We start from the raw sequence: 24,502 nt of genomic DNA on the forward strand, positions 1-24,502 counted from the left end.
TTGGAGAGTCAGCAGCCCCGACACCCTTCAGTTGGTCGCGTCGGGACTGCAGTCCCTCCCACGCTAAGGCAGTGCACTTGTTGCTTTGATCGCGGTCATGGGCTGCCCGGCGTTACACCGACGCTTCCTCCGGCACGGTGCCAAGCACTCGCGCAATGCATTGCGACTGCACTGTGGGAGGGGCTTCAGCCCCGACAGCCTTTATCGGTAAAGCGCGTCGGGACTGAAGTCCCTCCCACAGTGCAATCGCAACCGCCCAGCACTTGCGGAAAATTTCGGGTCCCGATTTGCAGGATTCCGAATCCCCAATCCCAAGTCCCCAATCCCGGCTTTTTAGCCCCCGCTTCAGCGCGATGCCTCACCAATAAAACAACGCTAACGCTAGCCCTGCAGGAAGCGGCCGCGCATGCAGCCATCCTGTGGGAGGGACTTCAGTCCCGACGCGATAGCGCCGGAGTGAACCCGATGGCTCTGCTCGTTGCCGCTGATGGCCTGGAGGCCACATGGGCCGCTCCCACAAGCAACCAGGGGCACGTGGCGTCTGGGCTGAGCATATTGCCTTGGAGTCGGTCGGCGGCAGGTTCGTGCGCCTGCCAGCAGATGAAGCGCCACCCCGCTGCGCCGTCCGCAGGCGCGGCAAGCAGCGGAGTCAATGGCAGACGCGTGCGCCTGCCAGCAGATGAAGCGCTACCTCGCTGCGCCGTCCGTAGGCGCGGCAAGGAGCGGAGTCAGTGGCAGACGCGTGCGCCTGCCAGCAGATGAAGCGCTACCCCGCTGCGCCGTCCGTAGGCGCGGCAAGCAGCGGAGTCGGTGGCAGAATAGGCACTCTTTGCCCCCGGCCGACGTTTGCGCATGACCTATCTCCACCAGATCGATCCCATCGCCTTCTCGTTCGGGCCGGTGAAGGTGCATTGGTACGGGCTGATGTATCTGGCCGGCTTCATCTCGGCCTGGTGGCTTGGCCGCCGCCGCATCCGCGCCGGGCGCCTGCCCGGGGTGAACGAGGACGGCTTCTCCGATCTGCTGTTCTACGCGATGCTCGGCGTGGTGCTGGGCGGGCGCATCGGCTACATGCTGTTCTACGCACTGTCCGATTTCCTGGCCGACCCGCTGCTGATCTTCAAGGTGTGGGACGGCGGCATGAGCTTCCACGGCGGCCTGCTGGGCGTGCTGGCGGCCTGCCTGTGGTGGACGCGCAAGGCGCGCCTGCATTTCTTCGACACCGTCGATTTCATCGCGCCGCTGGTGCCGCTGGGCCTGGGCTTCGGCCGCATCGGCAATTTCGTCGGCGGCGAGTTGTGGGGCAAGTTGACCCATGCCGGCTGGGGCGTGATCTTCCCGCACGCGCCGATACAGGACGGCGTGGCCAATGCGCCGGCACTGGAGAGCCTGAAGAGTGCCGCGCAACTGCAGCAGCAATACGCCGCGGGCCTGCTCGATCGCTATGCCCGCCATCCGTCGCAGCTGTACGAAGCGGCGCTGGAAGGGCTGGTGATGTTCGTGGTGCTGTGGACGTTCTCGATGAAGCCGCGCGCGCGCTATGCGGTGTCCGGCTTGTTCGCGCTGCTGTACGGCGTGTTCCGCTTCGCCGTGGAATTCGTGCGGGTGCCGGATGCGCAACTCGGCTACCTGGCGTTCCATTGGCTGACCCGCGGCCAGCAGTTGAGCATCCCGCTGATCCTGCTCGGCCTGTTCCTGCTGTGGCGCTCGCGCAGCGCGCCGGTGCTGCAGCCGGTGCCGCCGCCGGAGGTGAGCAAGTGAAGCAGTACCTGGAATTGCTGCAGCACGTGCTGGAGCGCGGCGCGGAGAAATCCGACCGCACCGGCACCGGCACGCGCAGCGTGTTCGGCTGGCAGATGCGCTTCGATCTCAACGACGGCTTCCCGCTGGTCACCACCAAGAAGCTGCACCTGCGCTCGATCGTGCACGAGTTGCTGTGGTTCCTGAAGGGCGAGACCAACATCGCCTATCTCAAGGACAACAAGGTCAGCATCTGGGACGAGTGGGCCGACGCGCAGGGCGAACTCGGCCCGGTGTACGGCAAGCAGTGGCGGCGCTGGACCGGTGCCGACGGTCGCGAGATCGACCAGATGCAGTGGCTGGTGGACGAGATCAAGCGCAACCCGGATTCGCGCCGGCTGGTGATCAGCGCCTGGAACGTGGCCGAGTTGCCGCAGATGGCGCTGATGCCCTGCCACAGTCTGTTCCAGTTCTACGTGGTCGACGGCAAGCTCAGCTGCCAGCTGTACCAGCGCAGCGGCGACATTTTCCTGGGCGTGCCGTTCAACATCGCCAGCTATGCGCTGCTGACCCACATGGTGGCGCAGGCCACCGGCCTGGGCGTGGGCGATTTCGTGCACACGCTGGGCGATGCGCATCTGTATTCCAACCACTTCGAACAGGCGCGCGAACAGCTGGCACGCACGCCGCGGCCGTTGCCGCAGCTGCGGCTGAATCCGGCGGTGACCGATCTGTTCGCCTTCACCTACGACGACATCGCCATCGAGGGTTACGACCCGCACCCGGCGATCAAGGCGCCGGTGGCGGTGTGAGTGGCGGGGAGTGGGGAATGGAGAATGGGGAATCGGAAAAGGCGGCAGTGGCGGCGGGGACGGACTTGGAGCCGTCTACGCGCACCTCGCTGCAGTTGAGCCTGGTCGCGGCGCTGGATCGGGCCAATGCGATCGGTCGCGACAACGATCTGCCGTGGCGCCTGCCGGACGATCTGAAGCGGTTCAAGGCGCTGACCCTGGGCAAGCCGGTGCTGATGGGGCGCAAGACCGCGCAGTCGCTGGGGCGCGCGCTGCCCGGGCGTTTGAACCTGGTGATGACCCGTTCCGGGCAGGTGCCGTTCGCGGACATGCAGGCGGTGGCGTCGCTGCAGGCGGCGATCGACGCGGCGCGCGCGGCCGGCGCTGCGGAGCTGGCGGTGATCGGCGGTGGCGACATCTTTGCCCTGACCCTGCCGTTGGCCGAGGTGCTGTGCCTGACCCATGTCGACACCGTGGTCGACGGTGCCGATGCGCATTTCCCCGCGTTCGATCCGGCGCAGTGGGAGGTGGTGGCGCGGCAGGCGCATCCGGCCGATGCGCGGCATGCGCTGGCCTTCGAATTCGTGGATTACCGGCGCCGATTCTCGGCCCAACTTTGACGCGTTCAATCTTTCATCAATAGATGCACGGCAACATGGCGTGTGACTTGTGGTTGCTTGCGTGTGATCGTAGGGCTGCTGGCGCGCTCTTGTCTAAAATTTTAGACAAAAGAGGATGCCATGCACACTTTCCTGGAATGAGATAGGTTTCTCCCTTTCCTGAGCTTGAAATTCAGCTCAAGCTTGTAAGGCTGTACGGTGAAATCTGAATAATGATATCAGGGAGATTTTTATGAAGATGATGCCTGCGCTGGGTTCGGTTCTTTTGATGACGTGTGCGCTCGGGGTTTATGCGGCTGGAAAAGAGAGGGGCTTTAATATAAGTGCCTCCCAGGTTTCCAGTGAGAACGGAGCGTTCCAAGCGAAAGATGCTATGTTTTTTTCTCAAACTGGCGATGTCATAGCTGCTGACAAGGCTTCCTTTGGCGCTAATGTCAATGACAAAAGTAAGTGGCCTTCCGTCATAAAGTTAGCTGGGCTTACGACCGTTCATGGCAATGGTTATGAGGTGGCTTCTTCAGATGGGGGTAACTACTACCCTGAGCTTAATTCGCTGGTGGTTAAGTCTTTCAGGCAAGCTACTCCGCAAGCGGGATCATCTGTTGTCTCCACTAGTTGCACTTCCTCCGGTCAGATCCAAGTGAGCTATTCTAACGGAATGGTGATTACGGCTGATCAAGTCTGTACAAATACCGGGACGTACGGCTGTCAGGGGGGCAAGGTAGTCAGGTTGATAGCGGCGGGGCAGTGCAATTAATCTCGATTTTCTGATTTTGTATCTTAATGGGCGTAGATAAATGGCAATGGTCAAGCGCCATTATCGTGTATATCGGCGCGCGTAGACATTGATGGCTTGGGTCGTTGTCGTGGAGCGCGGACACGCGCTGCCGGCGGCGGTCCCTGCACTGGGCGGCCGGGGACCTGCACGACCTGCAGGTCCTCGCTGTCCAGGCGCAGGGCGGTGAGTTTGCCACCCCAGACCGCGCCGGTGTCGATCGCGTGCACGCCCTGGGTGATGGTCAGGCCCAGCGTCGACCAGTGTCCGCAGACGATCTTCAGGTCGCGCTCGACCCGCCCCGGCACCTCGAACCACGGGTACAGACCCTGCGCCTGGGTGCCGGGCGTGCCCTTTTCCTCGATCGCGATGCGCCCGCGGGGGGTGCAGTAGCGGGCGCGGGTGAACAGGTTGATGATCGCGCGCGAACGGTCGTAGCCGGTCAGGCCCGGCGACCAGGCCGGGCGGTCGCCGTACATGTTGCGGAACAGCTTGCGGTAGCCGTTGCCGTGCAGCTGCTGCTCCACCTCGCGTGCATGCTTCTCGGCCAGCGCGGTGGTCCACTTCGGCGCCAGGCCGGCGTGGATCATCATCCAGCCGAGCTGGCGGTCGGCATGCAGCAGCTTCTGCATGCGCAGCCAGGTCAGCAGTTCGTCGCGATCCTCGGCCAGCACGATGCGTTGCAGGTCCGGATTGACCTTGCGCTGTTCGTCCGGGCTGCGCTCGCCGATCGCCAGCAGCGACAGGTCGTGGTTGCCCAGCACCACCACGCTGTGTTCGCGCAGCGAGTGCACCAGGCGCAGGGTCTCCAGCGATTGCCCGCCGCGGTTGACCAGGTCGCCGCAGAACCACAGCCGGTCCACCGCCGGATCGAAGCGGATCTTCTCCAGCAACTGCTGGGTGATGTCGTAGCAACCCTGCAGGTCGCCGATCGCCCAGACCGCCATCAGTGCAGGGTCCGCGGGACGGACAGCACGAACGGCGCGATCGCGGCGATGAAATGGGTCCCGTCGTCGGCTTCCATGTCGTAGTGGCCGCGCATCGTGCCGTGTTCGGTCTCCAGTACCAGCCCGGAGGTGTAGCGGAAATCCTCGCCCGGGCGCAGCCGCGGCTGTTCGCCGACCACGCCGTCGCCGTCGACGCGTTCGATGCGGCCGTTGCCGTCGGTGATCTCCCAGTGGCGGGCGATCAGGCGCGCGGCGACGCGGCCGCGGTTGTGGATGCGGATCGTGTAGGCGAACGTGTAGCGTCCGTCCTCCGGCGCCGATTGGTCGTCGAGGAATCGGGGCGACACTTCGACCTCGATCCGATAGGGGGCGTCATCGTTCATCCCCACAGTTTAGAGCGTGTTTTGCCGTTTGAGGCGAGATGCGACAGCGGTTGTCACTGCCAAGCGGCTGACGCGTGGCAGTGGCCCTGGCTGCCGCCTGCGCGAGCCGCCCGTGCGGGCCTGTTGTTGCCGCGGGCAGTGCGCAGGAGGGCCGTCGTTCGCGGTGGTGGTCTGTGCTGTGCGGCTTGCCAAGTTGCGGTTTCGAGGCGGTGCCGTCATCAGCATGTCTACGGCGCAGGTCGGCGACGCCTGCGCCGACATGCAAGGAGCGGAGCAACGCGTGCGCAGAGGTTCGCACCACGCATGCATGCGCGCGCCGCGCGGGACGTCCGCTCAGGCGTGCGCGATGTTGGCCAGGCGCACGAAGTCGGCGACCTCGAGCTGCTCGGCGCGCGCGTCCGGACGCACGCCCGCGGCCTCGAACTGCGCGGCATCGCAGACGCCGTTCAAGGCGTTGCGCAGGGTCTTGCGGCGCTGCCCGAACGCGGCGCGGACCACGTCGGCGAAGCGCTTGGGATCGGCGATGCCCACCGTCTGCGGCGGCCGCGGCACCAGCCGCACCACGGCCGAATCCACCTTCGGCGGCGGCCGGAACGCGCCCGGCGGCACCACGAACAGCGAGGTCACCTCGCAGTAGGCCTGCAGCATCACGCTGAGTCGGCCATAGACCTTGCTGCCCGGGTCGGCGGCCATGCGGTCGACCACTTCCTTCTGCAGCATGAAGTGCATGTCGGCGATCGCTGCGGCGTGGTCCAGCGCATGGAACAGGATCGGCGAGGAGATGTTGTAGGGCAGGTTGCCGACCAGGCGGATGCGCGCGCCCTCGGCCAGGGCGGCGAAATCCACCGACAGCACGTCGCGGTTGAGGATGGTCAGTTCGCCGACGTCGGCCGCTGCCGCGGTCAACGGCGCGATCAGGTCGCGGTCGAATTCGATCACGGTCAGCCGGCCATGCCGGCGCAGCAGCGGGAAGGTGATCGCGCCCTGGCCGGGGCCGATCTCCACCAGCCGGTCGCCCGGCTTGGGATCGACCGCGCGGACGATGCTGTCGATGTAGTGGCGATCGCTGAGGAAGTGCTGGCCGAGGGATTTCTTGGCCGGGGCGCCGAAGCCGGAAGAGGAAGTCATGGCCGGCATTTTATCGGCATGCACGGGGCGGCGCGCGCTTGCAGCGACGCAGGAGCGGCTTCAGCCGCGGCCGGCATCACCGGGCGCGCCCTGGTTGCGGCAGGTCGCGAACGCCGCCCGGATATGCGCCTAGGACTGCGCGCGGCGCGCCGCCAGTTGCGCGCACAGCGCAGTGGCAGCGAACAGGCTGGACGGGTCGGCCACGCCGCGGCCGGCCAGCTCCAGTGCGGTGCCGTGGTCGACCGCCACGCGTGGGTAGGGCAGGCCCAGGGTCAGGTTCACCGCCTGCTCGAAGCCGCTGTACTTGAGCACCGGCAGGCCCTGGTCGTGGTACATCGCCAGCACCGCGTCCACGCTCGCCAGCTTCTGCGGCAGGAACGCGGTATCGGCCGGGAGCGGGCCGAGCAGGCGCATGCCTTCCGCGCGCAAGGCGTCCAGCACCGGCTGCATCACCTGGATTTCCTCCAGGCCCAGGTGGCCATCCTCGCCGGCATGCGGGTTCAGCCCCAGCACCGCGATGGTCGGCGCGGCGATGCCGAACGCGTGGCGCAAGGCGGCCTCGGTGATGCGCAGGCTGCGTTCCAGCAGGGCCGGCGTGAGTGCATCGGCGACCGCGCGCAGCGGCAGGTGAGTGGTGACCAGAGCCACGCGTACGATGGCATTGGCCAGCATCATCACCACCTCGCGGCCGGCATGTTGGGCCAGCAGTTCGGTGGTGCCGGTGTAGGCGATGCCGCCGGCGTTGATCGCCGCTTTGTGGACCGGGCCGGTCACCACGCCGTCCAGTTCCCCGCTCAGGCAGGCATCGGCCGCCTGGGTCAGTGCGGCGATCACCGCAGACGCGTTGGCCGGTTCGGTCGCGCCAAAGCGGCTTGGCACGGCATTGGCGACCGTGCGCAGGCGCAGGTCGCCAGGGGCGAGGGCGGGGCTGGATTCGGGCAGCAGCTGCAGCGGCAGCGACAGCGCCGCCGCGGCGGCGCGCAAGGTGTCGGGATCGGCGAAGGCCAGGAGCTGGCAGTCGTGGCGCGGCTGTTGCGCCAGCCGCACGCACAGCTCCGGGCCGATCCCGCCCGGCTCGCCCGGCACCAGCGCGAGCGAGGGGCGCATGGATCAGGGCTTGGCGGCGGGCGCCGGCGCGGGCGTGGCCGCCGGCGCAGTGGCGGCGTCGGTGTTGCCCACGCGCAGGTCGACGTAGGCTTCGCCGCGCATTTCCTGCAGGAAGCGGTTGTATTCCTCTTCCAGCTTGCGGCGGCCGATGGTCTCGCGGACCTGGGCGCGCTGGGTATCGCTGGTCACGTCGGTCTGGCGCTCGCCGACGCGCTGCACGATGTGCCAGCCGGCCTCGGTGCGGAACGGCTGCGAAATCTGGCCGTCCTGGAGGCTCGCGACGTGCTGGCCGAAGTCCGGGCCGAACGCGTCGGCCGGGAACCAGCCCAGATCGCCGCCCTGGCTGCGGCTATTGGTGTCTTCCGACGCCTCCTTGGCCACGGCCTGGAAGTCGGCGCCGCCGGCGATGCGGGCGCGCAGCGTCTCGATCTTGGCCTTGGCGGCCGCGTCGGGCTGCGCATCGTTGACCCGGATCAGGATGTGGCGGGCGTGGTACTCGGTGACCGTCTTCTTTTCCGGATTGGCCGAGGCGTCGCGCACTTCGACCAGCTTCAGCAGCTGGAAGCCGCTGGGGCCGCGCAGCGGGCCGGCGACCTGGCCCGGCTTCATGTCGCGGATCAGCTGCGCGAACGCGTTGGGGATCTCGTCCAGGCTGCGCCAGCCCAGGTCGCCGCCTTCCAGCGCGTTGGGGCTGTCGGAATAGCGCACCGCCGCGGCGTTGAAATCGATCTCGCCCTTGTCGATCAGGTTCTTGACCCCGTCGATCTTGCCCTGAGCGGTCTTGATCTGCTCGGCGGTGGCGCCTTCCGGCAGGCCGACCAGGATGTGCGCCAGGTGGTACTGGGTGCCGGTGGTAGCTTGCTGCGCCAGGGCCGCGTCGACTTCGGCCTCGCTGACGTTGATGCGGCTCTGCGCAAAGCTCTGGCGCAGGCGCTGCACGGTGATTTCGTCGCGCACCGAGTTGCGGAAGTCGGTGTAGGACATGCCGTCGGCGGCCAGCTTCTTGCGCAGGCCGTCCACGTCGGTGCCGTTCTGCTGGGCGATGCTGGCGATGGCGCGGTTCAGTTCGTCGTCGCCGACGCGGATGCCGGTGCTGTTGGCGCGCGCGACCTGCAGCTTGACCAAGACCAGGCGTTCCAGCACCTGCCGCTGCAGCACGTTATCCGGCGGCAGCTGCGCCTCGCGGCCGGCATACTGCGCCTTCACGTTGCGCACGGCACGATCCAGTTCGCTCTGCAGTACGACATCCTCGTCGACCACCGCGGCGATGCGGTCCAGCGGTTGGGTTTGTTGCGCGGCGGCCGGAGCGGACACGCCGGCGATCGCCACCAGGGCGGCGAGAAAAACAGAAAGGGTCTTGGTCATGGAATCTGGTTCGGATCGTAAGCGTCCGGATCGGTCGTGGTGTTGCTGGGCGGGACCAAGTACAGGTCGTCGCGGTTGTAGCCGAGGATAGCACGGCGCAGAACGCGGTCCGTGTCCTGGCCCAGGGACGACAGCCCCTTGAGCACGAACTCGATCTGGAAGGCGGTATCCAGCGCGCCGGTGCGGTTGCGCACGTAGCGCCGCGCCAGCGCCCGCACCGCCAGACAGCAGCTGTCCCACTGCACGCCGAGGATGCTTTCCAGCGGCTTCTTGTCCATCAGCGAGTAGTAATGCCGGCCAACGACGCTCCAGGTCGGATTGATCGGGTACAGGAACGACACGTCGGCCTGTTCCAGCAGATCGCGGCGGTAGCGGTAGGCGATATTGACGATGCCGTCGCCGGGCATCAGGTAGCGCGCGCGGAAGCTGGCCAGGTCCTTGCGCCGGTACTTGGGATCCCACTGGTAGGTGGCGCCCAGGTTCCAGCGATCGTTGATCATGTAGTTGGCATCGGCCACCCAGGCCGACTTGCCCTGCTCGATGGTGGTGTCGCTGTTGGGCAGGCTGACCCGCGAATCGCTGAAATACAGGATCTGGCCGAGGCTGACCGACAACTTCTCCTTGCCATCGTCCTGGCGCAGCAGGCGCGAGCTCAGGGCCATGGTCAGCTGGTTGGCGTCGTTCTGGCGGTCGGCACCGGTGTAACGCGAATCGCGGAACAACTGGCCCCAGCTGAAGGTGAACTCGCGGGTGTCGAAGATCGGCAGGTCGTTCTGGTCGCGGTACGGCGTGTACAGGTAGAACAGTCGCGGTTCCAGGGTCTGCAGATAGTTGGTGTTGCCCCACTTGGTATCGCGGTCGAAGTACACGCCCGCATCGACCGTGGCGATCGGCAGGCTGCGCGAGGGCGTGGTGTCGCCGCCGAGCGTGGCCGCCAGATCCTTGTCCAGCTGATAGGCGGTATAACGCCAGGCCAGGGTCGGCTTGAGGAACCAGGCGGCGCCGGCCAGCGGCATCGAGATGTAGGGCTTCAGGTCCAGGCGGCTGCCGCCGGGGCGCGGGGTGACCACGCCGGTGCGTTCGTAGGTGCCGTCGGTGGTTTTCTGATGGATATCGTCGTGCACGAAGCGCACCGCTTCGCTGTACAGCCCGGCTTCGAAATAGTTGCCGAACGACTGGTCCCAGTTGAAGAAGGCGCGCGGCTGGCGGTTGTACGGCAGCGCATCCTCGGTCAGGGTGTAGTCGGTCAGCTGCCAGCGGTCGGCCATCACGCCGGCGGTCCAGGTCTCGCCGGTGCCGTAGACGCCGATCGTGCTCTGGATGTTGGACACCGCATTGCCGAGCAGGCGGTTGGAGAAGTCCTCGGTGTAGCGCTCGTCGCTGACCCAGGCTAGCGAAGCGCGCGCCTGCCACTGCGCATTGATGTTGTGGTAGCCCTGGTAACTGAAGCGGCCGCGATCCTTGTCGCGCAACTTGTCGTCCGGCAGGTAGGCGGCCTGCAGCTCACCCTTGCCGCCGTCGTAGAGATAGCGGAATTCGCTGCCCAGCATCAGGCCGCGGCGGGCCATGAAGCGCGGATACAGGGTGGCGTCGTAGTTCGGCGCGAGGTTCAGGTAGTACGGCTGGGTGTAGTCGAAGCCGTTGCGGCTGGACATGCCGATCGCCGGGAACAGGAAACCGCTGCTGCGGCGATCGTCGATCGGGAACTTGAACCAGGGCGCGTACAGGATCGGGAAGTTGTAGATCTTCAGGATCGCGTTGCGCGCGGTGCCGAAGCCTTCGTCGTTGTCGACGTCGATTTCCGGCGCGTGCAGCTCCCACACCCGCTGCGAGGGGTCGCAGGTGGTGTAGGTGGAGCGATGCATCTGCCCCAGCGCACCCTGCAGGTCGACCGAGTCGGCCTTGCCGTTGCCGCGGCGGGCCAGCAACTGGTAGCGGATGTTGCTGACTTTGTGCGTGTCGGTGTCTTTGTTGCCCTCGGCGCGCTCTGCTATCAGGCGGATAGACGAATCCTGGTACCGCACATGACCTTCTGCGATGTAGTTGCCGGTCTCCGTATCCACCCGTAGGTTGTCGGCGCCCATGAACTGGTCGCCGCGCTTGAGCGCCACATTGCCATCCCAATTTGGCAATGTGGTTGTGCCGGACAACCTGTCTCCCTCAATGCTTGTGGGCAGCTTGTCTCGCTCTGCCGCCAGCTTTGGATCCGGCTGCTGTGCATCGTCGAACTTGGGCAGCACGTCCGGGGTCGGGCACAGGCCCCAGTTCGGCGGCTTTTCAGCCGCCACTGCCGGCAGGCACAGGGCGATACTGAACGGAAGAGGGAGCAGGCGAAGGGTTCGGCGCACGCGCGTCAGGTATCGGGCGAAAACGGTCGCTAGCTTGCCCCATCCCGTGCATAGGGGCAATGAAGGCGTCCCCGGGGCGGGGGACGGGGTTCATCGGCCTGGCGGGGCAGGGTTTCGATCCGGGTGTGCGCGCCGCGGCCGCCGCCGCGCGGGCGCGGATCCTCAGCGCAGCGCGTCGACGTGGGCGACGCTGCCCTCGCGCAGGGCCTGCAGGTCGTAGCCGCCTTCCAGCAGGGACACCACCCGGCCGCGCGCGTGCCGCTGCGCGACTGCGCGCAGTTCGGCGGTGATCCAGCCGAAGTCCTCGGTCTCCAGCATCAGGTCGGCCAGCGGGTCGCGCATGTGCGCGTCGAAGCCTGCCGAGATCAGCAGCAGCTGTGGCTTGAACGCGTCCAGCAACGGCAGCATCTGGTCGGCCCAGGTGTTGCGGAAGCGGAAACCGCCGCTGCCCGGTGGCAGCAATGCGTTGTGCAGGTTGCCGACGCCGCGGTCGTGGACCCCGCCGGTGTGCGGGAACAGCCCGGACTGGTGGGTGCTGAGGTACTGCACCTTCGGCTCGCGCTCGAAGATCGCCTGGGTGCCGTTGCCGTGGTGCACGTCGAAATCGACGATGGCGATCCGCTCCAGCCCATGCGCGTCGCGGGCGTGGGCGGCGGCCACGGCCACGTTGTTGAACAGGCAGAAGCCCATCGCGGTGTCGGCGGTGGCGTGATGGCCGGGCGGGCGTACCGCGCAGAAGGCGGTGTCGGTGACACCGTGCATCACCGCATCCACCGCGGCGACGCCGGCGCCGGCGGCGCGCAGTGCGGCCGCGCGCGAGCCGGGCGAGAGGACCGTGTCCACGTCGAGCATCTGCGGGCCGTCGAGGTCGGCCAGAACGCGATCGATCAGCTCGCGCTCATGGACCCGGGCCAGGTCGCCGAGCTTGGCCAGCGGCGCCTCGCGCCATTCCAGCGCAGGAAACGCCTCGCGCAGCGCGGTGGTCACCGCCTCCAGGCGCTGCGGCCGTTCCGGGTGTTCCGGTCCGGGCGCGTGGCCCAGGCAGGCAGGATGGGTGTAGATCAGCATGCGCGGCCGCGGCCCGGGCGTCGCTCAGGCCTGGCGCCGGTCGTGGCGCCACAGCACTTCGCCGTGGCCGTCGGCCCGCGCCAGCACCCGCGCCAGCACGAACAGCAGGTCGGACAGGCGGTTGAGGTAGCGCACCGCTTCCGGGCGCACCGCGTCCTGCCGCGACAGCGCCACCGTCTCGCGCTCGGCGCGGCGCACGATGGTGCGGGCCAGGTGGCAGCGCGCCGCCGCCTCGCCGCCGGCGGGCAGGATGAAGTCCTGCAGCGGCGGCAGGGTGTCGTTGTAGCGGTCCAGGTGCCGTTCCAGCGCATCGATGTCGGCGGCATGGATGGCCGCGTGGCCGGGGATGCACAGCTCGCCGCCGAGATCGAACAACTGGTGCTGGATCGCGGTCAGCAACTGCCGCACGTCCTCGGCCAGCGGGCAGGCCAGGACCACGCCGATCGCCGAGTTGGCCTCGTCCACGGTGCCGTAGGCGGCGACCCGCGCCGAGTCCTTGCCGACCCGGTTGCCGTCGCCCAGGCCGGTGCTGCCGTCGTCGCCGGTGCGGGTGTAGATCTTGGAGAGGCGGTTGCCCATCCCGGTCAGTGACCGACCGGCTGGCCGCGCTGGCCCAGCCGCGCCAGCTGCTCGACGCCGACCTGGATCGCCGCGGCCAGCGCCACGTAGAGGCTGGCGCTGCCCAGGTAGGGCAGCAGCCAGTCGCTGTAGTTCTGCCACCAGCCGGCCAGTGTCGGGTTCGGCACGCTGCGGCTGACCCAGTAGAAGCTGCCTTGCGCCAGCAGGTGGCACAGCGCCACCGCCACCAGCAGGCTGCCGGCGGCCAGGCCCAGGGCGCGCCAGTCGGCACCGTGGTAGCGCCGCGCCAGCCAGGCGCCGCCGGCCCACAGCACGAAATAGGCCGGGATCAGGCACCAGTAGGCCGGCGACACGCAGTAGTGCTGCCAGAAATCCAGGCCCTGGCTGCGGATGACCAGATAGTCGACCAGCACCGCCAGCGCCATCAGCAGCGGGAACGCCCAGCGCGTCCAGCTGCGCAGGTAGAAGCCGCCGACGAAGAACACCGCCCACGACGCGTCCGGGATCGCCCCGAAGTGGTTGATGCGGGTCGCGGCCAGCAGCGCGGTCAACAGCAGCAGGGCGGGGAGGCGGTGGGCGGAAGGCGTCATGACGGCGGGCACCGGGGCACGTAAGACCCCGGATTCTACTGGAAGCGCGGCGTGCGCGAGCGCCGTGCGCCGCTGCCGCCACGGCACGCAAGCTGGGCGGTGGCGCTCACCGGGCAGACGGGTGCGGGCCGTATCATGGCCGGATGAGCAAACGACATGACGTAGTGATCGTCGGCGGCGGCCTGGTCGGCGCCAGCCTGGCCATCGCCCTGGACCGGCTGGGGGTGGACGTGGGCCTGGTCGAGGCCGCGCCGCCGGGCGCGTTGCCGCCGGTGTTCGACCAGCGCAACCTCAGCTTCGCCGCCGCCACGGTCAACGCGCTGGGCGCGTTGGGGGTGATGCAGCGGCTGCGCGCGGCGACCGGACCGATCCGCCGCATCCATGTCAGTCGCGCCGGCGATTTCGGCCGGGTGCGGCTGGAGGCCGCCGACTACGGACGCGAGGCCTTCGGCCAAGTGGTCGTCGCGCGCGACTTCGGCGAGGCGCTGGAGGCCAGCCTGGCGGCGACGCGGCAGTTGACCCGCTACCGCCCGGCGCAGTTCGTGGCGCTGGAGGCCGACACCGAGGAGGGCGAGCGCCGCCTGCGCATCGCCCGCGACGGCAGCGAGCAGGTCCTGCACACGCGCCTGCTGGTCGGTGCCGACGGCAGCGCCAGCGCGGTGCGCGAGGCCTTGGGCATCGCCGCAACGCGCCACGATTTCCAGCAGACCTTGTTCGTGGCGCGGGTGCGCGGCAGCCGCCAGCCCGACGGCACTGCCTACGAGCGCTTCCGCGACGACGGCCCGACTGCCTTGTTGCCGCGCGGCGATCGCCATTACGGCGCGATCCACGCGGTGGCCGCCGAGGACGCCGACGCGGTGGCGGCGCTGGACGAGGGTGCCTGGCTGCAGCGGCTGCAGGACGCGCTGGGCTGGCGCGTCGGCCGCCTGCTCGGTAGCGGCGAGCGCAGCGCCTATCCGATCGTGCAGGTGTTGGCCGAGCGGCTGACCGATGCGCGCGCGGTGCTGCTGGGCAATGCCGCGCAGACCTTGCACCCGCTGGGCGCGCAAGGCTTCAACCTGGGCCTGCGCGATGCGCTGACCCTGGCCGAACTGATCGAGCGCGACGGCACCGACCCGGGCGCGCCGGCGCTGCTGCAGCAGTACGCGCAGCGCCGCGAGCAGGATCGCCAGCGCACGGTGACGTTCTCCGGCGGGCTGGCGCGGCTGACCGCCAATCCGACCCCGCTGCTGCGCCCGCTGCGCAGCCTGGGCCTGCTGGCGGCGGCGCAGGCCGCGCCGTTGCAGTCGTTCCTGGTCGGCGGCGCGATGGGCTTCCGCGGCGATGTGCCGCAGCTGTGCCGGGAGACGCGCGCATGAGCCGGCGCGGCGTGCTGGATGTGGTGGTGGTGGGCGGCGGCGTGGTCGGCGCGGCCTGCGCGCTGGCCCTGGCCGGCGAAGGCCTGGCGGTGGCGCTGGTCGAGGGCCGCGAGCCGCCGCGCTGGTCGGCCGACACGCCGGACCTGCGCGTCTACGCCTTCGCCCCGGACAACGCGGCGCTGCTGCAGGGCCTGGGCGTGTGGCCGCAGGTCGTCGCCAGCCGCGCCAGCGCGTACCGGCGCATGCGCGTGTGGGATGCCGGCGGCGGTGGCGAACTGGCCTTCGACGCCGACACCCTGGGCCGCGACCAACTCGGCTGGATCGTCGAACACAATCTATTGGTCGAACAACTGTGGGCAGCGCTGCCGGCGGCCGGCGTGCAGGTGCATTGCCCGGCGCGGGTGGAGGCGCTGGAGCCGTCGGCCGAGCGCGCGCGTCTGCGCCTGGACGATGGCAGCCGCCTGGACGCACGCCTGGCGATCGCCGCCGACGGTGCCGAGTCCACGGTGCGCGGCCTGGCCGGGCTGGACGCGCCGGCGCACGACTACGGCCAGCGCGGCGTGGTCGCCTTCGTGCAGACCGAACAGCCGCATCAGGACACGGCCTGGCAGCGTTTCCTGCCGGGCGGCCCGCTGGCGTTCCTGCCGTTCGCCGACGGCCGCAGCTCGATCGTGTGGACCTTGCCCGAGGCCGAGGCGGCGCGGGTGCTGGCGCTGGACGATGCGGCGTTCGGCGCCGAACTGACCCAGGCCTTTGGCGCCCGCCTGGGTGCGGTGCGCGCGCTGTCGCCGCGGCTGGGCTTCCCGCTGCGCCGGCAACTGGTGGAGGCCTACCAGCGCGGCCGCCTGCTGGTGCTGGGCGATGCCGCGCACGTGGTGCATCCGCTGGCCGGGCAGGGCGTCAACCTGGGCCTGCGCGACGTCGCCGCGCTGGCGACACTGGTGCGGCAGGCGCAGGCGCAGCGGGTCGACTGGGCGGCGCCGCAGCGGTTGGCGCGCTGGGCGCGTGGTCGCCGCAGCGACAACACCGTGGCCGCCTACGGCTTCGATGCCATCAACCGGCTGTTCTCCAACGATGAGCTGCACCTCACCCTGCTGCGCGGCCCGCTGCTGGGCCTGGCGGGCAAGCTGCCGTTGTTGATGCACGGTTTCTGGAAGCGCGCTTCCGGCGTGTGAGCGCACGTTCCGGCCGGACGCGGCGGCCGCAGGATTCGATCACGCGCGGCGAGCGGCGCCCGTACCCTCATCCGCCCCTTCGGGGCACCTTCTCCCGGAGGGAGAAGGAAGAGCCAGCTTCGGCTGGTTTGCTTGAGCCCCTCTCCCCTCGGGAGATGGGTTGGGGTGAGGGGAGGGCGCGAAGCGCAGCACGCAGGCCGCGTCCCTGCCATGGAGGATGACGATGCAAGACGCGACACAGAACGTGGATCTTTTGATTTCCCACAGCCAGCTGCAACTGCGTGCCCGCGCCTTCGACGAGGCCGCCTGCCGCTGGGGGCCGCGCAATCTGGAGCAGGGCGCGGTCCTGCATCGCGACTACGTGGTGTTCGATCCGTTGCCCGAGGACGCGTTCGGCGCGCAGGTGCACCTGGTGCTGGCCGAGGCGTTCGCGCCCGATCCGCGTGCGCAGCGGCGCATGCAGGTGCCGTTCCGGGTGAATCCGGATGCGCGGGTACAGGTGGCGTCTGCCGCCGAGGCCTTCGATGTGACACTGGCGCTGCAGCCTGGCGACTACGCGCTGTACTACGAAGTCTGCGAAGGCGACGACGAGGTGTATTACCGGCTCACCCTGGTGCCGGCGGCGCAGTCGGTCGCGGCGCGCTATCTGGTGGACGATCCCTGGGGCGGGGTGCGGGATGCGCCGCTGCAGGAGGGACTGCTGTAGCGCTCGTCAGCGCGGTGGGCGAGGCCGAGCGGCGGGGTGGCGTGGTGGAAGACACGCGCTGCGAGGAGATCGGGTCGATGCAGCGGCGATGGCGGCGTCAGTGTGGGTGATGCGGTTGCGCGATGCTGTGGCGCTCGCGTTGCCGGTGTCTGCGGTGTTGTCGCTTCAGAAAACAATCGCGCCGCATGCGGCGGGAAGGCCGTAGGCGGCGCGCGTGGTGGAGAGGGTGCGGGTCAGTCTACGCGTGAGTCGCGTCACGTCGACATCCAGCCTTCCAGGTCGGCCTTGCTCAGGCGGCCGTGGTGATGCACGTCGACGGCATCAAACTCGGCGTACAGCGTCGGGTCGGCCTTGGCTTCGGCGCGGCTGATGTAGCCGTCATGGTTGCGGTCGAGCTTGGCGAAGTCGATGTGGTAGTCGCCGACGATCGAGTTGGGTTCGACCGAGGTGACATTGATGATCTGGCCGTTCTGGTGCAGGGTCACTTCGTCCGGCGCCGACTGCGCCATGGCCAGCGCCGGCGCGGCAAGCAGCGCGAACGCGAACGGGACGAGACGAGGAACGATGCGGTTCATGGCACGACTCCTGTTGCTGGGAAGGAGTCAAGAACATAGGCCTGGCCGAATTAATCGACGCTAAAAAAATCGGGCGTTCGCATCTGCACGTCGGCGCTGTTTAGCAAGCGTTTCCAATGCACCCTGCAACGCGACCGAGGGTGCGCCGGCGCCCGCCATGGCGGCGCCGGACGCGTCTCTGGTGCGGCTACAGCCAGCCGGCGAGCTGCGCGCGGCTGAGGCGACCGCTGCGGGTGGTGTCCAGCGCGTCGAACTCGTCGGCCAGCGACGGATTGGCCTGCGCTTCGCTGCGGCTGATATAGCCGTCGTGGTCGGTGTCCAGCGCCTCGAAGTCGATGCGGTAACTGCCGGCCACACGGTCCGGCTGGATGCTGCGCACGGTCACCTGCGCTTCGCCGGGCGTGGCCGGCAACTGCACCTGGTGAGTGACCACGCCATTGCTGAGCGGCTGCGCGCGCACGTTGGCCGGCACGTCGCGCAGCGGCTCGGTGGTGGCGCTGGAGGCAGTGTTGAGATTCTGCGCCGCGGCCGGCGCGGCGCAGGCGCACAGGCAGCAGAGCAGGGCGAGGGAACGGCAGGACATGGACACAACGGACTCCAGTATGGCGATGGATGGCGGCCCCGGCTCAGCCGGGGATGAACGGAAACGCGAGCTTCAACAGGCCCTTCAGCCCGCCCTCGGCGGTGCTGGCGACGGCCTTGGCGCCGAGGCTGTTGAGCGCGCGGCGCACGTCCTCCCAGCGTAGCTTGCTCACGTCCTTCTTCAATAGATCGGCGACCTCCTCGGCGGTGGGCGCCAGCTTCTGCAGTTCGTGCGTCACCTTCTCCGGCTCCGGTTGCAGGTAGCCCCAGCGCTCGGCGATCTTCAGCAGCGTGTCGAAGCGCACCGCCATCACGTCGCGGTTGCGCTCGTACACGGGCATGGCGCCGACGTCGACGATGGCCTGTTCGAAGCGTTGCTGGTCGTCGGGATGCTCGATGCGGATCGCCAGGAAGCCGTCCTTCTTGCTGCGCTCGCTGACATGCTTTGCCCCGGCGCGCAGGTTGTCCTCGGTCAGCACCGTGGCGACGATGCGCTGCAGCGCCGCCTCGTTGTCCTCCGGCACCAGCGCACGCCAGCGCGCATAGCCGTCGCGGCGCAGGCCCTTGACCTTGGCCGGGGTCACCCGCAGGCGCATCGCCACTGCGTTGTTGGAATCGCTGCGCGAGATCGCGCCGTCGCGTTCCAGCAACACGAAGATCAGCAGTTCCAGGTCGCGCTTGGTCAGCGACTGGAAGCCCTGCAGCAGGGTCAGGCGCAGGAATTCGTCGGCGAAGCCGGCCGGGTTGTTCAGTTCGATCGGCTGCATGTGCGCGGCCCTCCAGTCAGTGCAGCCAGGATGCCAGGGGACCATTGCGCGGGCTGAGACGCCGCTGCGATACGCATCCCATCAGCGTCCGTGCTCGCGGCCGGGGCGGTCGCTGCGGAAGGTTTCGATCGCGCCACGGTCCTGCAGGGTCACGTCGACATCGCGCCCGTCGGCGCCGCCGAAGGCCAGGTTGGTGGGCTTGCGGCCCTTGGTCGCGACCTCGTGCAGCAGCGTGCCGTCGGGCGCCAGCACGATCACCTTGCCGGCGTCGTAGCGGGCCACGTACAGGTTGCCGTCGACGTCGCAGCGCATGCCGTCCAGGCCGGCGTCGGCGAAGCTGGCGAACAGCCGCTTGTTCGAGACGGCGCCGTCGGCCGCACGGTCGTAGACCCAGATCCGCCGCTGCACGCTCTCGTTGACGTACAGGCGCTTGCCGTCGGGGCTGACCTCGATGCCGTTGGTGGTGCCCATGCCGGTTTCGATCAGGTGCGCGCTGCGGTCGCGGTCGATGCGCCACAGCTGGCCGCCGTCGTGCTTCCAGTCCGGGTCGCTGGCGTACAGGGTGCCGTCCGGCGCCATCGCGATGTCGTTGGGCTGGAACGCGCCCGGCAGCGTGGCGTAGACCTCGATGCGCTTGCTGCGCAGGGCGATGCGCAGGATGCGGTGCTGGCCGTAGTCCGCAACGTACATGCGCCCGCGGCGGTCGAAGCGGATGCCGTTGCCGATGCTGCCGTCGGGAATATCCACGAACAGCGTGGCCTGGCCGCGGCCGTCGGCGTCGCGCTGGACCCGGCCGATGCTGCCGTCGTGGGCGAAGTTGACCACGTATAGCGCACCATCGGGACCCGTCGCAGGCCCTTCGATCTTGTCGGTGAATACGCCATCGCCGACCAGGTCGCGGGCGTGGAACAGGGGTTCCTGCGCCCCGGCCGGGGCAGCCAGCAGCAGGGCGAGGGCGGCAAGCAGTGGGCGGCAGCGCATCGGGTGTCCGAACGGCGGGGGAGGCGGCAGTGTGCCAGAGGCCCCGGCGCATCGCGCGATAGCGCTCACAGTGCCGATGCCGCGCCAGCGGTTAGGGTGAAGCATCCTTCCGGTCGGAGTTGCGCATGGAGCCGTCCTCGCCGAATCGCCGCCGCCTGTTGCTGGCTGGCCTCTCCGCCACCGCCGCCGGTATGCTCGGAGCGTCCACGTGGGCGGCCACGCCGGCACGACGCCGCAAGCCGCTGGGCGTGGCCCTGGTCGGCCTGGGCGAGTACGCCAGCAGCCGCCTGGCCCCGGGTCTCGCCCTGACCAGGCACTGTCGCTTGGCGGGCATCGTCACCGGCTCGCCGCAGAAGATCCCGCAGTGGCAGGCGCGCTATCGCATCCCGGATCGCAACGTTTACAGCTACGACGAGTTGGAGCGCATCGCCGACAACCCGGACATCGACGTGGTCTACGTGGTCACGCCCACCCATCTGCATGCGCCGCTGAGCCTCCGCGCCGCGGCCGCCGGCAAGCACGTGTGGTGCGAGAAACCGATGGCGCTGCACGCCGAGCAGGCGCAGGCGATGATCGAGGCCTGCGCGCGCAACAAGGTGCGGCTGAGCATCGGTTACCGCATGCAGCACGAGCCCAACACCCGGCGCCTCATCGCCCTGGCCGGCGAACGCCCGTTCGGGGTGATGCGCAGCGTGCGCGCCGAGGCGGGCTATGCCGGCTACGGCGACACCGACCCGGCGCAGCGGCCGTGGCGGCTGCGCGCGCAGTACGGCGGCGGTGCGATGTACGACATGGGCGTGTATCCGCTCAACGCGGCGCGCTACACGACCGGCGCCGAGCCGCTGGTGGTCACCGCGCGGCGTTCCACCGATCGGCCTGCATTGTTCGACGAGGTCGACGAGCACATGCACTTCACCCTGGAGTTTCCGCATGGGATCACCGCGAGCTGCGCGGCCAGCTTCGGCCGCACCATGAACCTGCTGCGCGCCGAGTGCGCGAAGGGTTGGTACGAACTGGCGCCGTTCCAGGCCTACGACGGCGTGCGCGGCCGGGCCAGCGATGGCCGCCTGTTCGACGCGCGGGTGCGCCACCAGCAGGCGCTGCAGATGGACGAGGATGCGCTGGCGATCCTGCAGGGCACGCCGCTGCGCGTGCCCGGCGAGGAAGGCTTGCGCGATATCCGCATCGTCGAGGCCATCCAGCGCTCGGCGCGGGAGGACGGGGCGCGGATCGTGTTGTAGCGGTGGGCGGCGCCAATGCGCTCGTCACAGGAGCGGCTTCAGCCGCGATGGCTTTCCCGGGAAACCCATCGCGGTCGAGCCGCTGCTACGAAACACCGCATGTGGACGCGCGACCGCTCAGCCCGGGATCGCCAGCACCGTGATCTCTTCGCGGTCGTGGTAGAGCTGCTTGGCGCGCAGCTGCAGCGGGCGCTCGGCGCGTTCGGCGAACAGGTCCAGGCACAGCCGGGTCTCGTCCCAGCGCTTCTTCATCGGCAACTTCAGGTTGAAGATCGCGTGCCGGCACCAGCCCTCGCGGAACCAGGTGGCCATGCGCTCGGCGACGCGGCGCGGTTGCTCGACCATGTCGCAGACCATCCAGTCCAGCGGCTGCGGCGGTTTCCAGTGGAAGCCGTCGGCGCGCAGGTGGTCGACCAGGCCACTGTCGAGCACATGCTGGCGCAGCGGGCCGTTGTCCACGCTGGTCACGTGCAGCTGCTGGCGGGTCAGCACCCAGGTCCAGCCGCCGGGGGCGGCGCCGAGGTCGGCCGCGCGCATGCCCGGGCGCAGCAGCGTCTCGCGCTCGTGCGGGGTCAGCAGCGCCAGCAGCGCTTCTTCCAGTTTCAGGGCCGAGCGCGAGGGCGCCTCCGGCAGCAGCTTGAGGCGCGGAATGCCCAGCGGCCACGGCGCGCTGTCGTCGCTATCGGCCACCGCCAGCAGGGCGTGGGTGCCGGTCACGAAGCACACGTGCAGGCGCGGCAGCCGCGGCTGCGGCTTGTCGCTGAGCAGGCCGGCCTTGCGCAGCGCCGGGCGCAGCGCGTTGCCGAAGCTGCGCGCCAGGCCCGACAGCGGCTTGCCGGCGTCCGAGTCCGGATGTTCGACCCACAGGTCGCCGAAGCGCGGTTGTCCGGCAAGCGCCTGCAGGATCGGCGCGATGCGGTCGTTGGCCGGCAGCTCGCGCAGGTCGGCCAGCAACTGCAGCTTCTGCCGGGCGAAGATCAGCCCGCGCCAGGGCAGCGCCTGCGCCGGCACCGCGGTGTCGCTGAGCAGCAGCGCGTAGCCGCTGTTGCGCTCGGTGCGCGCGTAGGCGGCCAGCCCGGCCTCGCCGGCGCGGGCGTTGAGCTCGGCCGCCAGTTCGGGTTCGAAGCCGGGCCGGCAGTAGCACAGCAGGCCATGGACCAGCGGGCCGTTCTCGGAGGACATGGGCAAGCCTTCGCCGGCGGCGTCAGTAGCGGGGGCTGTCGAGTTCGCCGTAGCGGCGCAGCACCACGCAGGCGGCGTCGCGGTGCAGGCCGCGGACCACCTCGATGCCGCGGCGCTGCAGCTCGCCGACCCAGTCCGCCGGCAGCGGGCCTTCGTCGAACGGGGTCAGCGCCATCACGTCCTCGGCGCTGGCACCGATCAGCAGGCGGTCGATGCCGGCCCAGATGGTGGCGCCGTAGCACTGGCAGCACGGCTGCGAGGACGTGGCCAGGGTCACCGGCGACAGCACCGCGTTCAGCCGCGGGGTCTGCAGGCGCTGCTGGGCCAGCATGTAGGCCATGTTCTCGGCATGCGCCAGCGAGGTGGTCTGCGGTACCACGCGATTCACGCCGACGGCGATGATGCGGTGGTCCGGGCCGAACACCGCCGCGCCGAACGGGCCGCCGCTGCCGGCGTCCACGTTCAGCCGCGACAGTTCCACCGCCAGCGCGACCTTGTCGGCGTCGCTGGCGTAGACGGCCTGCGGATCGACCGCCTCGTGGATCCAGGCGGGCAGGGTGAGGTGGACTTGCGCGTAGAGCATCAGCGGACGGGTTCGGCAGGCTGGGGGGCGCGCAGTGTATCGGCTTGCGCGGCGCGCGCGCTGCATTGCCCGGCCACGCAGGAGCAGCCGGCGATCGCGGGCGAGCCGCACACGCTCATGCGCCCGCTGGCCTGGCACTGCGCCATCACGCCCTGCGGATCGGTAGGGCTGTCGCGGTTGACGCAGGCCGGCATCGCGCCGCAGCAGTTGCCGACGTTCTTGACGGTGCAGTCGGCATCGGTGCGGCAACTGGTGTCGACCTTCACCGGCAGGCCGGGCGCGGATGCCGTGGGTGCCGGCGCCGGCTCCGACGGCTTGGCGGTTTCGCTGCGCGCGCAGGCGCTGGACAGCAGCACGCCGGCGAGCAGGCACAGGGAGCACAGCAACGACGCGAAATGGCGGGACATGGCGACCTTCCGTGCGGTGGAGTGCGGCCATGGTAGCAACCCCCGCGCCGCCGCCGGTTCAGCGGCGCACGACCGTCAACGTGTCCGCGTTCTCCTGCGCGATCCGCAACGCCGTGCCGTCCAGCGCCTGGTGCAGCGCCTGGCGGATGCTGACCTGTCCCTTCACCGCGTTGACCGGCAGCGAGGCGAGGCCTGGATCGCGGTACACGACCATGCAGCCGGTGGCGTGGGCCAGTTGCTGCGACACCTCATCGAATCGCCCGGCCGGCAGGTCGTAAGCGTGGTCGGGGACGGTGTCGCACTTGCCGGTTGCCGCCGGTGCGCTGGCGTTGGCGGCCGGGTTCGGCGCCGCGCCGGATGGCGCGTTGGAGGCATGGCAGCCAGCCAGTGCGGCGACTAGGACGAGAGCGGGACAGCAACGGCGCAGGACGGTGTGCATGGCGCGATTCCCGTTGGAGGACCTGCGCAAGTCTAGGCAGCGCCGCTTAACCGGGCTTGGCTTCGCGCACGGCGGGTTGCGGCCGCGCATGCACCAGGGTGCACCACAGCACGCCGCCGAGCAGGCAGGCGATCGCCAGCAGTTCCAGTGCGGTCGGCCAGCGCTGTTCCCACAGGAAGCCGTACAGCAGCGCGAATACGGTCTCGAACACGATCATCTGCCCGACCAGGGTCAGCGGCAGCAACCGGCTGGCGTGGTTCCAGCAGGCGTTGCCGATGACCGAGGCGAACAGCGCCAGCACCAGCGCCATGCCCCAGAAGCGCATCCAGTCGGCGCCGGCATGGGCTGTGCCTGACAGGGCGAACGCCGGCAGCGCCAGGGTCAGGGCCAGCGCGCCGGTGACCACGCCGGTCAGCAGCGACCAGTCGCGGCCGGACAGGTCCGGGCGCCGCCGCAGCCAGCGCGCGTTCTTGATCGAGTAGGCGGTCCAGCACGCCAGCGCGCCGACCGCACAGGCCAGTCCCGCCGCACGCAGGCCGAGGCTGGCGGGAATGTGCGGCCGCGCCACGGCCAGGGTCTGCACCGCGACCAGCGCCACCCCGAGCACGCACAGCGCGCAGGGCGCGGCGAGCCGGCGCAGGCGGACCGCGCCGGCCGCGCGCGAGCCGATCACCGTGACCGCCGCCGGCAACAGGCCGATGATCAGCGCGGTGGCGGCGCCGCCGGCCCACTGCACCGCACTGCCCAGCAGCACGTAGTAGACGATGTTGCCGAGCAGGCTCAGGCGCAGCAGCGCCCACCATTCGGGCGCGCCCAGCGGCGCGGTGGCGGTGCGCCAGCGCGGCAGCAGCACCACGGCAGCGATGGCGCCATAGGCCAGGTAGCGCGAGATGGCCAGTTGCAGCGGCGAAAAGGCGCTCAGCAGTTGCGGCGCCAGGAACACCAGGCCCCACAGCGCGCCCGCGACCATGCCGCTGCCGACCCCTGCCCATAGACGTTCGCGCATGCGGTTCGTTTCCGTATCGGCCGTGTCAGCCGTGACGGCTCAGCATGCCGGCGCCGGCA

General features: G+C 69.2%; 26 protein-coding genes. 8 read left to right on the plus strand and 18 right to left on the minus strand.

Annotated elements, in window-relative coordinates:
* The first annotated feature begins 852 nt into the window (after window positions 1-852).
* The 4 genes from lgt (at window position 853) to CEK66_RS00380 (ending at window position 3,908) form a co-directional block, all read left to right on the plus strand.
* Window positions 853-1,761 carry a prolipoprotein diacylglyceryl transferase gene (gene lgt / locus CEK66_RS00365; protein ID WP_017916439.1) on the plus strand — a complete coding sequence of 303 codons (909 nt, stop codon included), beginning with the start codon at window positions 853-855 and terminating at the stop codon, window positions 1,759-1,761.
* Window positions 1,758-2,552, plus strand: coding sequence for a thymidylate synthase (locus CEK66_RS00370; RefSeq protein WP_026144081.1), 795 nt, complete (start codon window positions 1,758-1,760; stop codon window positions 2,550-2,552). Before lgt ends, CEK66_RS00370 begins: the two co-directional genes overlap by 4 nt.
* Window positions 2,553-2,641: 89 nt before the next feature.
* A complete protein-coding gene (locus CEK66_RS00375; protein ID WP_193312527.1) occupies window positions 2,642-3,151 on the plus strand; it encodes a dihydrofolate reductase in 510 nt (169 codons plus the stop codon).
* 232 nt (window positions 3,152-3,383) lie between these two features.
* On the plus strand, window positions 3,384-3,908 hold the full coding sequence (locus tag CEK66_RS00380; RefSeq protein ID WP_152235572.1) for a hypothetical protein: 525 nt from the start codon (window positions 3,384-3,386) through the stop codon (window positions 3,906-3,908).
* Window positions 3,909-3,958: 50 nt separating this feature from the next.
* Here CEK66_RS00380 and CEK66_RS00385 read toward each other — a convergent pair whose 3' ends face one another.
* The 9 genes from CEK66_RS00385 to CEK66_RS00425 all read right to left on the minus strand — a co-directional run bounded on the left by CEK66_RS00385 (window position 3,959) and on the right by CEK66_RS00425 (window position 13,441).
* Window positions 3,959-4,873 carry a symmetrical bis(5'-nucleosyl)-tetraphosphatase gene (locus CEK66_RS00385; protein ID WP_152235573.1) on the minus strand — a complete coding sequence of 305 codons (915 nt, stop codon included), beginning with the start codon at window positions 4,871-4,873 and terminating at the stop codon, window positions 3,959-3,961.
* The gene (gene apaG / locus CEK66_RS00390) at window positions 4,873-5,256 is read right to left on the minus strand and encodes a Co2+/Mg2+ efflux protein ApaG (RefSeq protein ID WP_010340000.1); all 384 of its coding nucleotides are present in this window, start codon (window positions 5,254-5,256) and stop codon (window positions 4,873-4,875) included. The genes CEK66_RS00385 and apaG overlap by 1 nt, the downstream gene beginning before the upstream one ends.
* Before the next feature lie 333 nt (window positions 5,257-5,589).
* Window positions 5,590-6,384, minus strand: coding sequence for a 16S rRNA (adenine(1518)-N(6)/adenine(1519)-N(6))-dimethyltransferase RsmA (gene rsmA, locus CEK66_RS00395; protein WP_152235574.1), 795 nt, complete (start codon window positions 6,382-6,384; stop codon window positions 5,590-5,592).
* A gap of 129 nt (window positions 6,385-6,513) precedes the next feature.
* Complete coding sequence (gene pdxA, locus CEK66_RS00400; RefSeq protein ID WP_152235575.1) at window positions 6,514-7,491, minus strand: 4-hydroxythreonine-4-phosphate dehydrogenase PdxA; 978 nt, start codon at window positions 7,489-7,491, stop codon at window positions 6,514-6,516.
* 3 nt (window positions 7,492-7,494) lie between these two features.
* Window positions 7,495-8,856 (minus strand): peptidylprolyl isomerase, encoded by a 1,362-nt coding sequence (locus tag CEK66_RS00405; RefSeq protein ID WP_150410673.1) that lies wholly within the window; start codon window positions 8,854-8,856, stop codon window positions 7,495-7,497.
* Window positions 8,853-11,204: an LPS-assembly protein LptD gene (lptD, locus tag CEK66_RS00410; RefSeq protein WP_152235576.1), complete on the minus strand. Its 2,352-nt coding sequence runs from the start codon at window positions 11,202-11,204 to the stop codon at window positions 8,853-8,855. Before lptD ends, CEK66_RS00405 begins: the two co-directional genes overlap by 4 nt.
* A 162-nt stretch (window positions 11,205-11,366) precedes the next feature.
* Window positions 11,367-12,272 carry a histone deacetylase family protein gene (locus CEK66_RS00415; protein ID WP_152235577.1) on the minus strand — a complete coding sequence of 302 codons (906 nt, stop codon included), beginning with the start codon at window positions 12,270-12,272 and terminating at the stop codon, window positions 11,367-11,369.
* A 24-nt stretch (window positions 12,273-12,296) separates the two neighbouring features.
* The gene (locus tag CEK66_RS00420) at window positions 12,297-12,851 is read right to left on the minus strand and encodes a cob(I)yrinic acid a,c-diamide adenosyltransferase (protein WP_010340006.1); all 555 of its coding nucleotides are present in this window, start codon (window positions 12,849-12,851) and stop codon (window positions 12,297-12,299) included.
* 5 nt (window positions 12,852-12,856) lie between these two features.
* Window positions 12,857-13,441: a hypothetical protein gene (locus tag CEK66_RS00425; RefSeq protein ID WP_152235578.1), complete on the minus strand. Its 585-nt coding sequence runs from the start codon at window positions 13,439-13,441 to the stop codon at window positions 12,857-12,859.
* 143 nt (window positions 13,442-13,584) lie between these two features.
* Here CEK66_RS00425 and ubiH point away from each other — a divergent pair, with 143 nt between their 5' ends.
* From ubiH to comJ, 3 genes are all read left to right on the plus strand, one after another.
* Complete coding sequence (gene ubiH, locus CEK66_RS00430) at window positions 13,585-14,799, plus strand: 2-octaprenyl-6-methoxyphenyl hydroxylase (protein WP_152235579.1); 1,215 nt, start codon at window positions 13,585-13,587, stop codon at window positions 14,797-14,799.
* Window positions 14,796-15,974 (plus strand): UbiH/UbiF family hydroxylase, encoded by a 1,179-nt coding sequence (locus CEK66_RS00435; protein ID WP_150410779.1) that lies wholly within the window; start codon window positions 14,796-14,798, stop codon window positions 15,972-15,974. The genes ubiH and CEK66_RS00435 overlap by 4 nt, the downstream gene beginning before the upstream one ends.
* Window positions 15,975-16,197: 223 nt before the next feature.
* On the plus strand, window positions 16,198-16,680 hold the full coding sequence (gene comJ / locus CEK66_RS00440; RefSeq protein ID WP_152235580.1) for a competence protein ComJ: 483 nt from the start codon (window positions 16,198-16,200) through the stop codon (window positions 16,678-16,680).
* 254 nt (window positions 16,681-16,934) lie between these two features.
* Here the strand turns inward: comJ and CEK66_RS00445 are convergent, their stop codons facing one another.
* The 4 genes from CEK66_RS00445 to CEK66_RS00460 all read right to left on the minus strand — a co-directional run bounded on the left by CEK66_RS00445 (window position 16,935) and on the right by CEK66_RS00460 (window position 19,585).
* On the minus strand, window positions 16,935-17,255 hold the full coding sequence (locus CEK66_RS00445; protein ID WP_010340011.1) for a hypothetical protein: 321 nt from the start codon (window positions 17,253-17,255) through the stop codon (window positions 16,935-16,937).
* A gap of 187 nt (window positions 17,256-17,442) precedes the next feature.
* Window positions 17,443-17,838, minus strand: coding sequence for an EF-hand domain-containing protein (locus tag CEK66_RS00450; protein WP_152235581.1), 396 nt, complete (start codon window positions 17,836-17,838; stop codon window positions 17,443-17,445).
* Between the two features lie 43 nt (window positions 17,839-17,881).
* Window positions 17,882-18,604, minus strand: coding sequence for a hypothetical protein (locus CEK66_RS00455; protein ID WP_017907756.1), 723 nt, complete (start codon window positions 18,602-18,604; stop codon window positions 17,882-17,884).
* An 81-nt stretch (window positions 18,605-18,685) separates the two neighbouring features.
* On the minus strand, window positions 18,686-19,585 hold the full coding sequence (locus CEK66_RS00460; RefSeq protein WP_152235582.1) for an SMP-30/gluconolactonase/LRE family protein: 900 nt from the start codon (window positions 19,583-19,585) through the stop codon (window positions 18,686-18,688).
* A 191-nt stretch (window positions 19,586-19,776) separates the two neighbouring features.
* On the opposite strand from CEK66_RS00460, the gene CEK66_RS00465 reads away from it, so the two are divergent.
* A complete protein-coding gene (locus CEK66_RS00465; protein WP_226978438.1) occupies window positions 19,777-20,826 on the plus strand; it encodes a Gfo/Idh/MocA family oxidoreductase in 1,050 nt (349 codons plus the stop codon).
* A gap of 117 nt (window positions 20,827-20,943) precedes the next feature.
* Here the strand turns inward: CEK66_RS00465 and rlmM are convergent, their stop codons facing one another.
* From rlmM to CEK66_RS00490, 5 genes are read right to left on the minus strand one after another with little or no spacing between them, the layout of a single operon-like run.
* Complete coding sequence (gene rlmM, locus CEK66_RS00470) at window positions 20,944-22,008, minus strand: 23S rRNA (cytidine(2498)-2'-O)-methyltransferase RlmM (RefSeq protein ID WP_152235584.1); 1,065 nt, start codon at window positions 22,006-22,008, stop codon at window positions 20,944-20,946.
* A 22-nt stretch (window positions 22,009-22,030) separates the two neighbouring features.
* Entirely contained in the window at window positions 22,031-22,591 is a 561-nt protein-coding gene (locus CEK66_RS00475; protein WP_152235585.1) for a nucleoside deaminase, read from the minus strand.
* Window positions 22,591-22,998: a hypothetical protein gene (locus tag CEK66_RS00480; RefSeq protein ID WP_152235586.1), complete on the minus strand. Its 408-nt coding sequence runs from the start codon at window positions 22,996-22,998 to the stop codon at window positions 22,591-22,593. The genes CEK66_RS00475 and CEK66_RS00480 overlap by 1 nt, the downstream gene beginning before the upstream one ends.
* Before the next feature lie 58 nt (window positions 22,999-23,056).
* Window positions 23,057-23,437 (minus strand): STN domain-containing protein, encoded by a 381-nt coding sequence (locus CEK66_RS00485; RefSeq protein ID WP_152235587.1) that lies wholly within the window; start codon window positions 23,435-23,437, stop codon window positions 23,057-23,059.
* Window positions 23,438-23,483: 46 nt separating this feature from the next.
* A complete protein-coding gene (locus tag CEK66_RS00490) occupies window positions 23,484-24,443 on the minus strand; it encodes a DMT family transporter (RefSeq protein WP_152235588.1) in 960 nt (319 codons plus the stop codon).
* Between the last annotated feature and the right edge of the window lie 59 nt (window positions 24,444-24,502).

The sequence above is a fragment of the Xanthomonas sp. LMG 12460 genome, assembly GCF_009192895.1.
Classification (GTDB): Bacteria; Pseudomonadota; Gammaproteobacteria; order Xanthomonadales; family Xanthomonadaceae; genus Xanthomonas_A; species Xanthomonas_A sontii.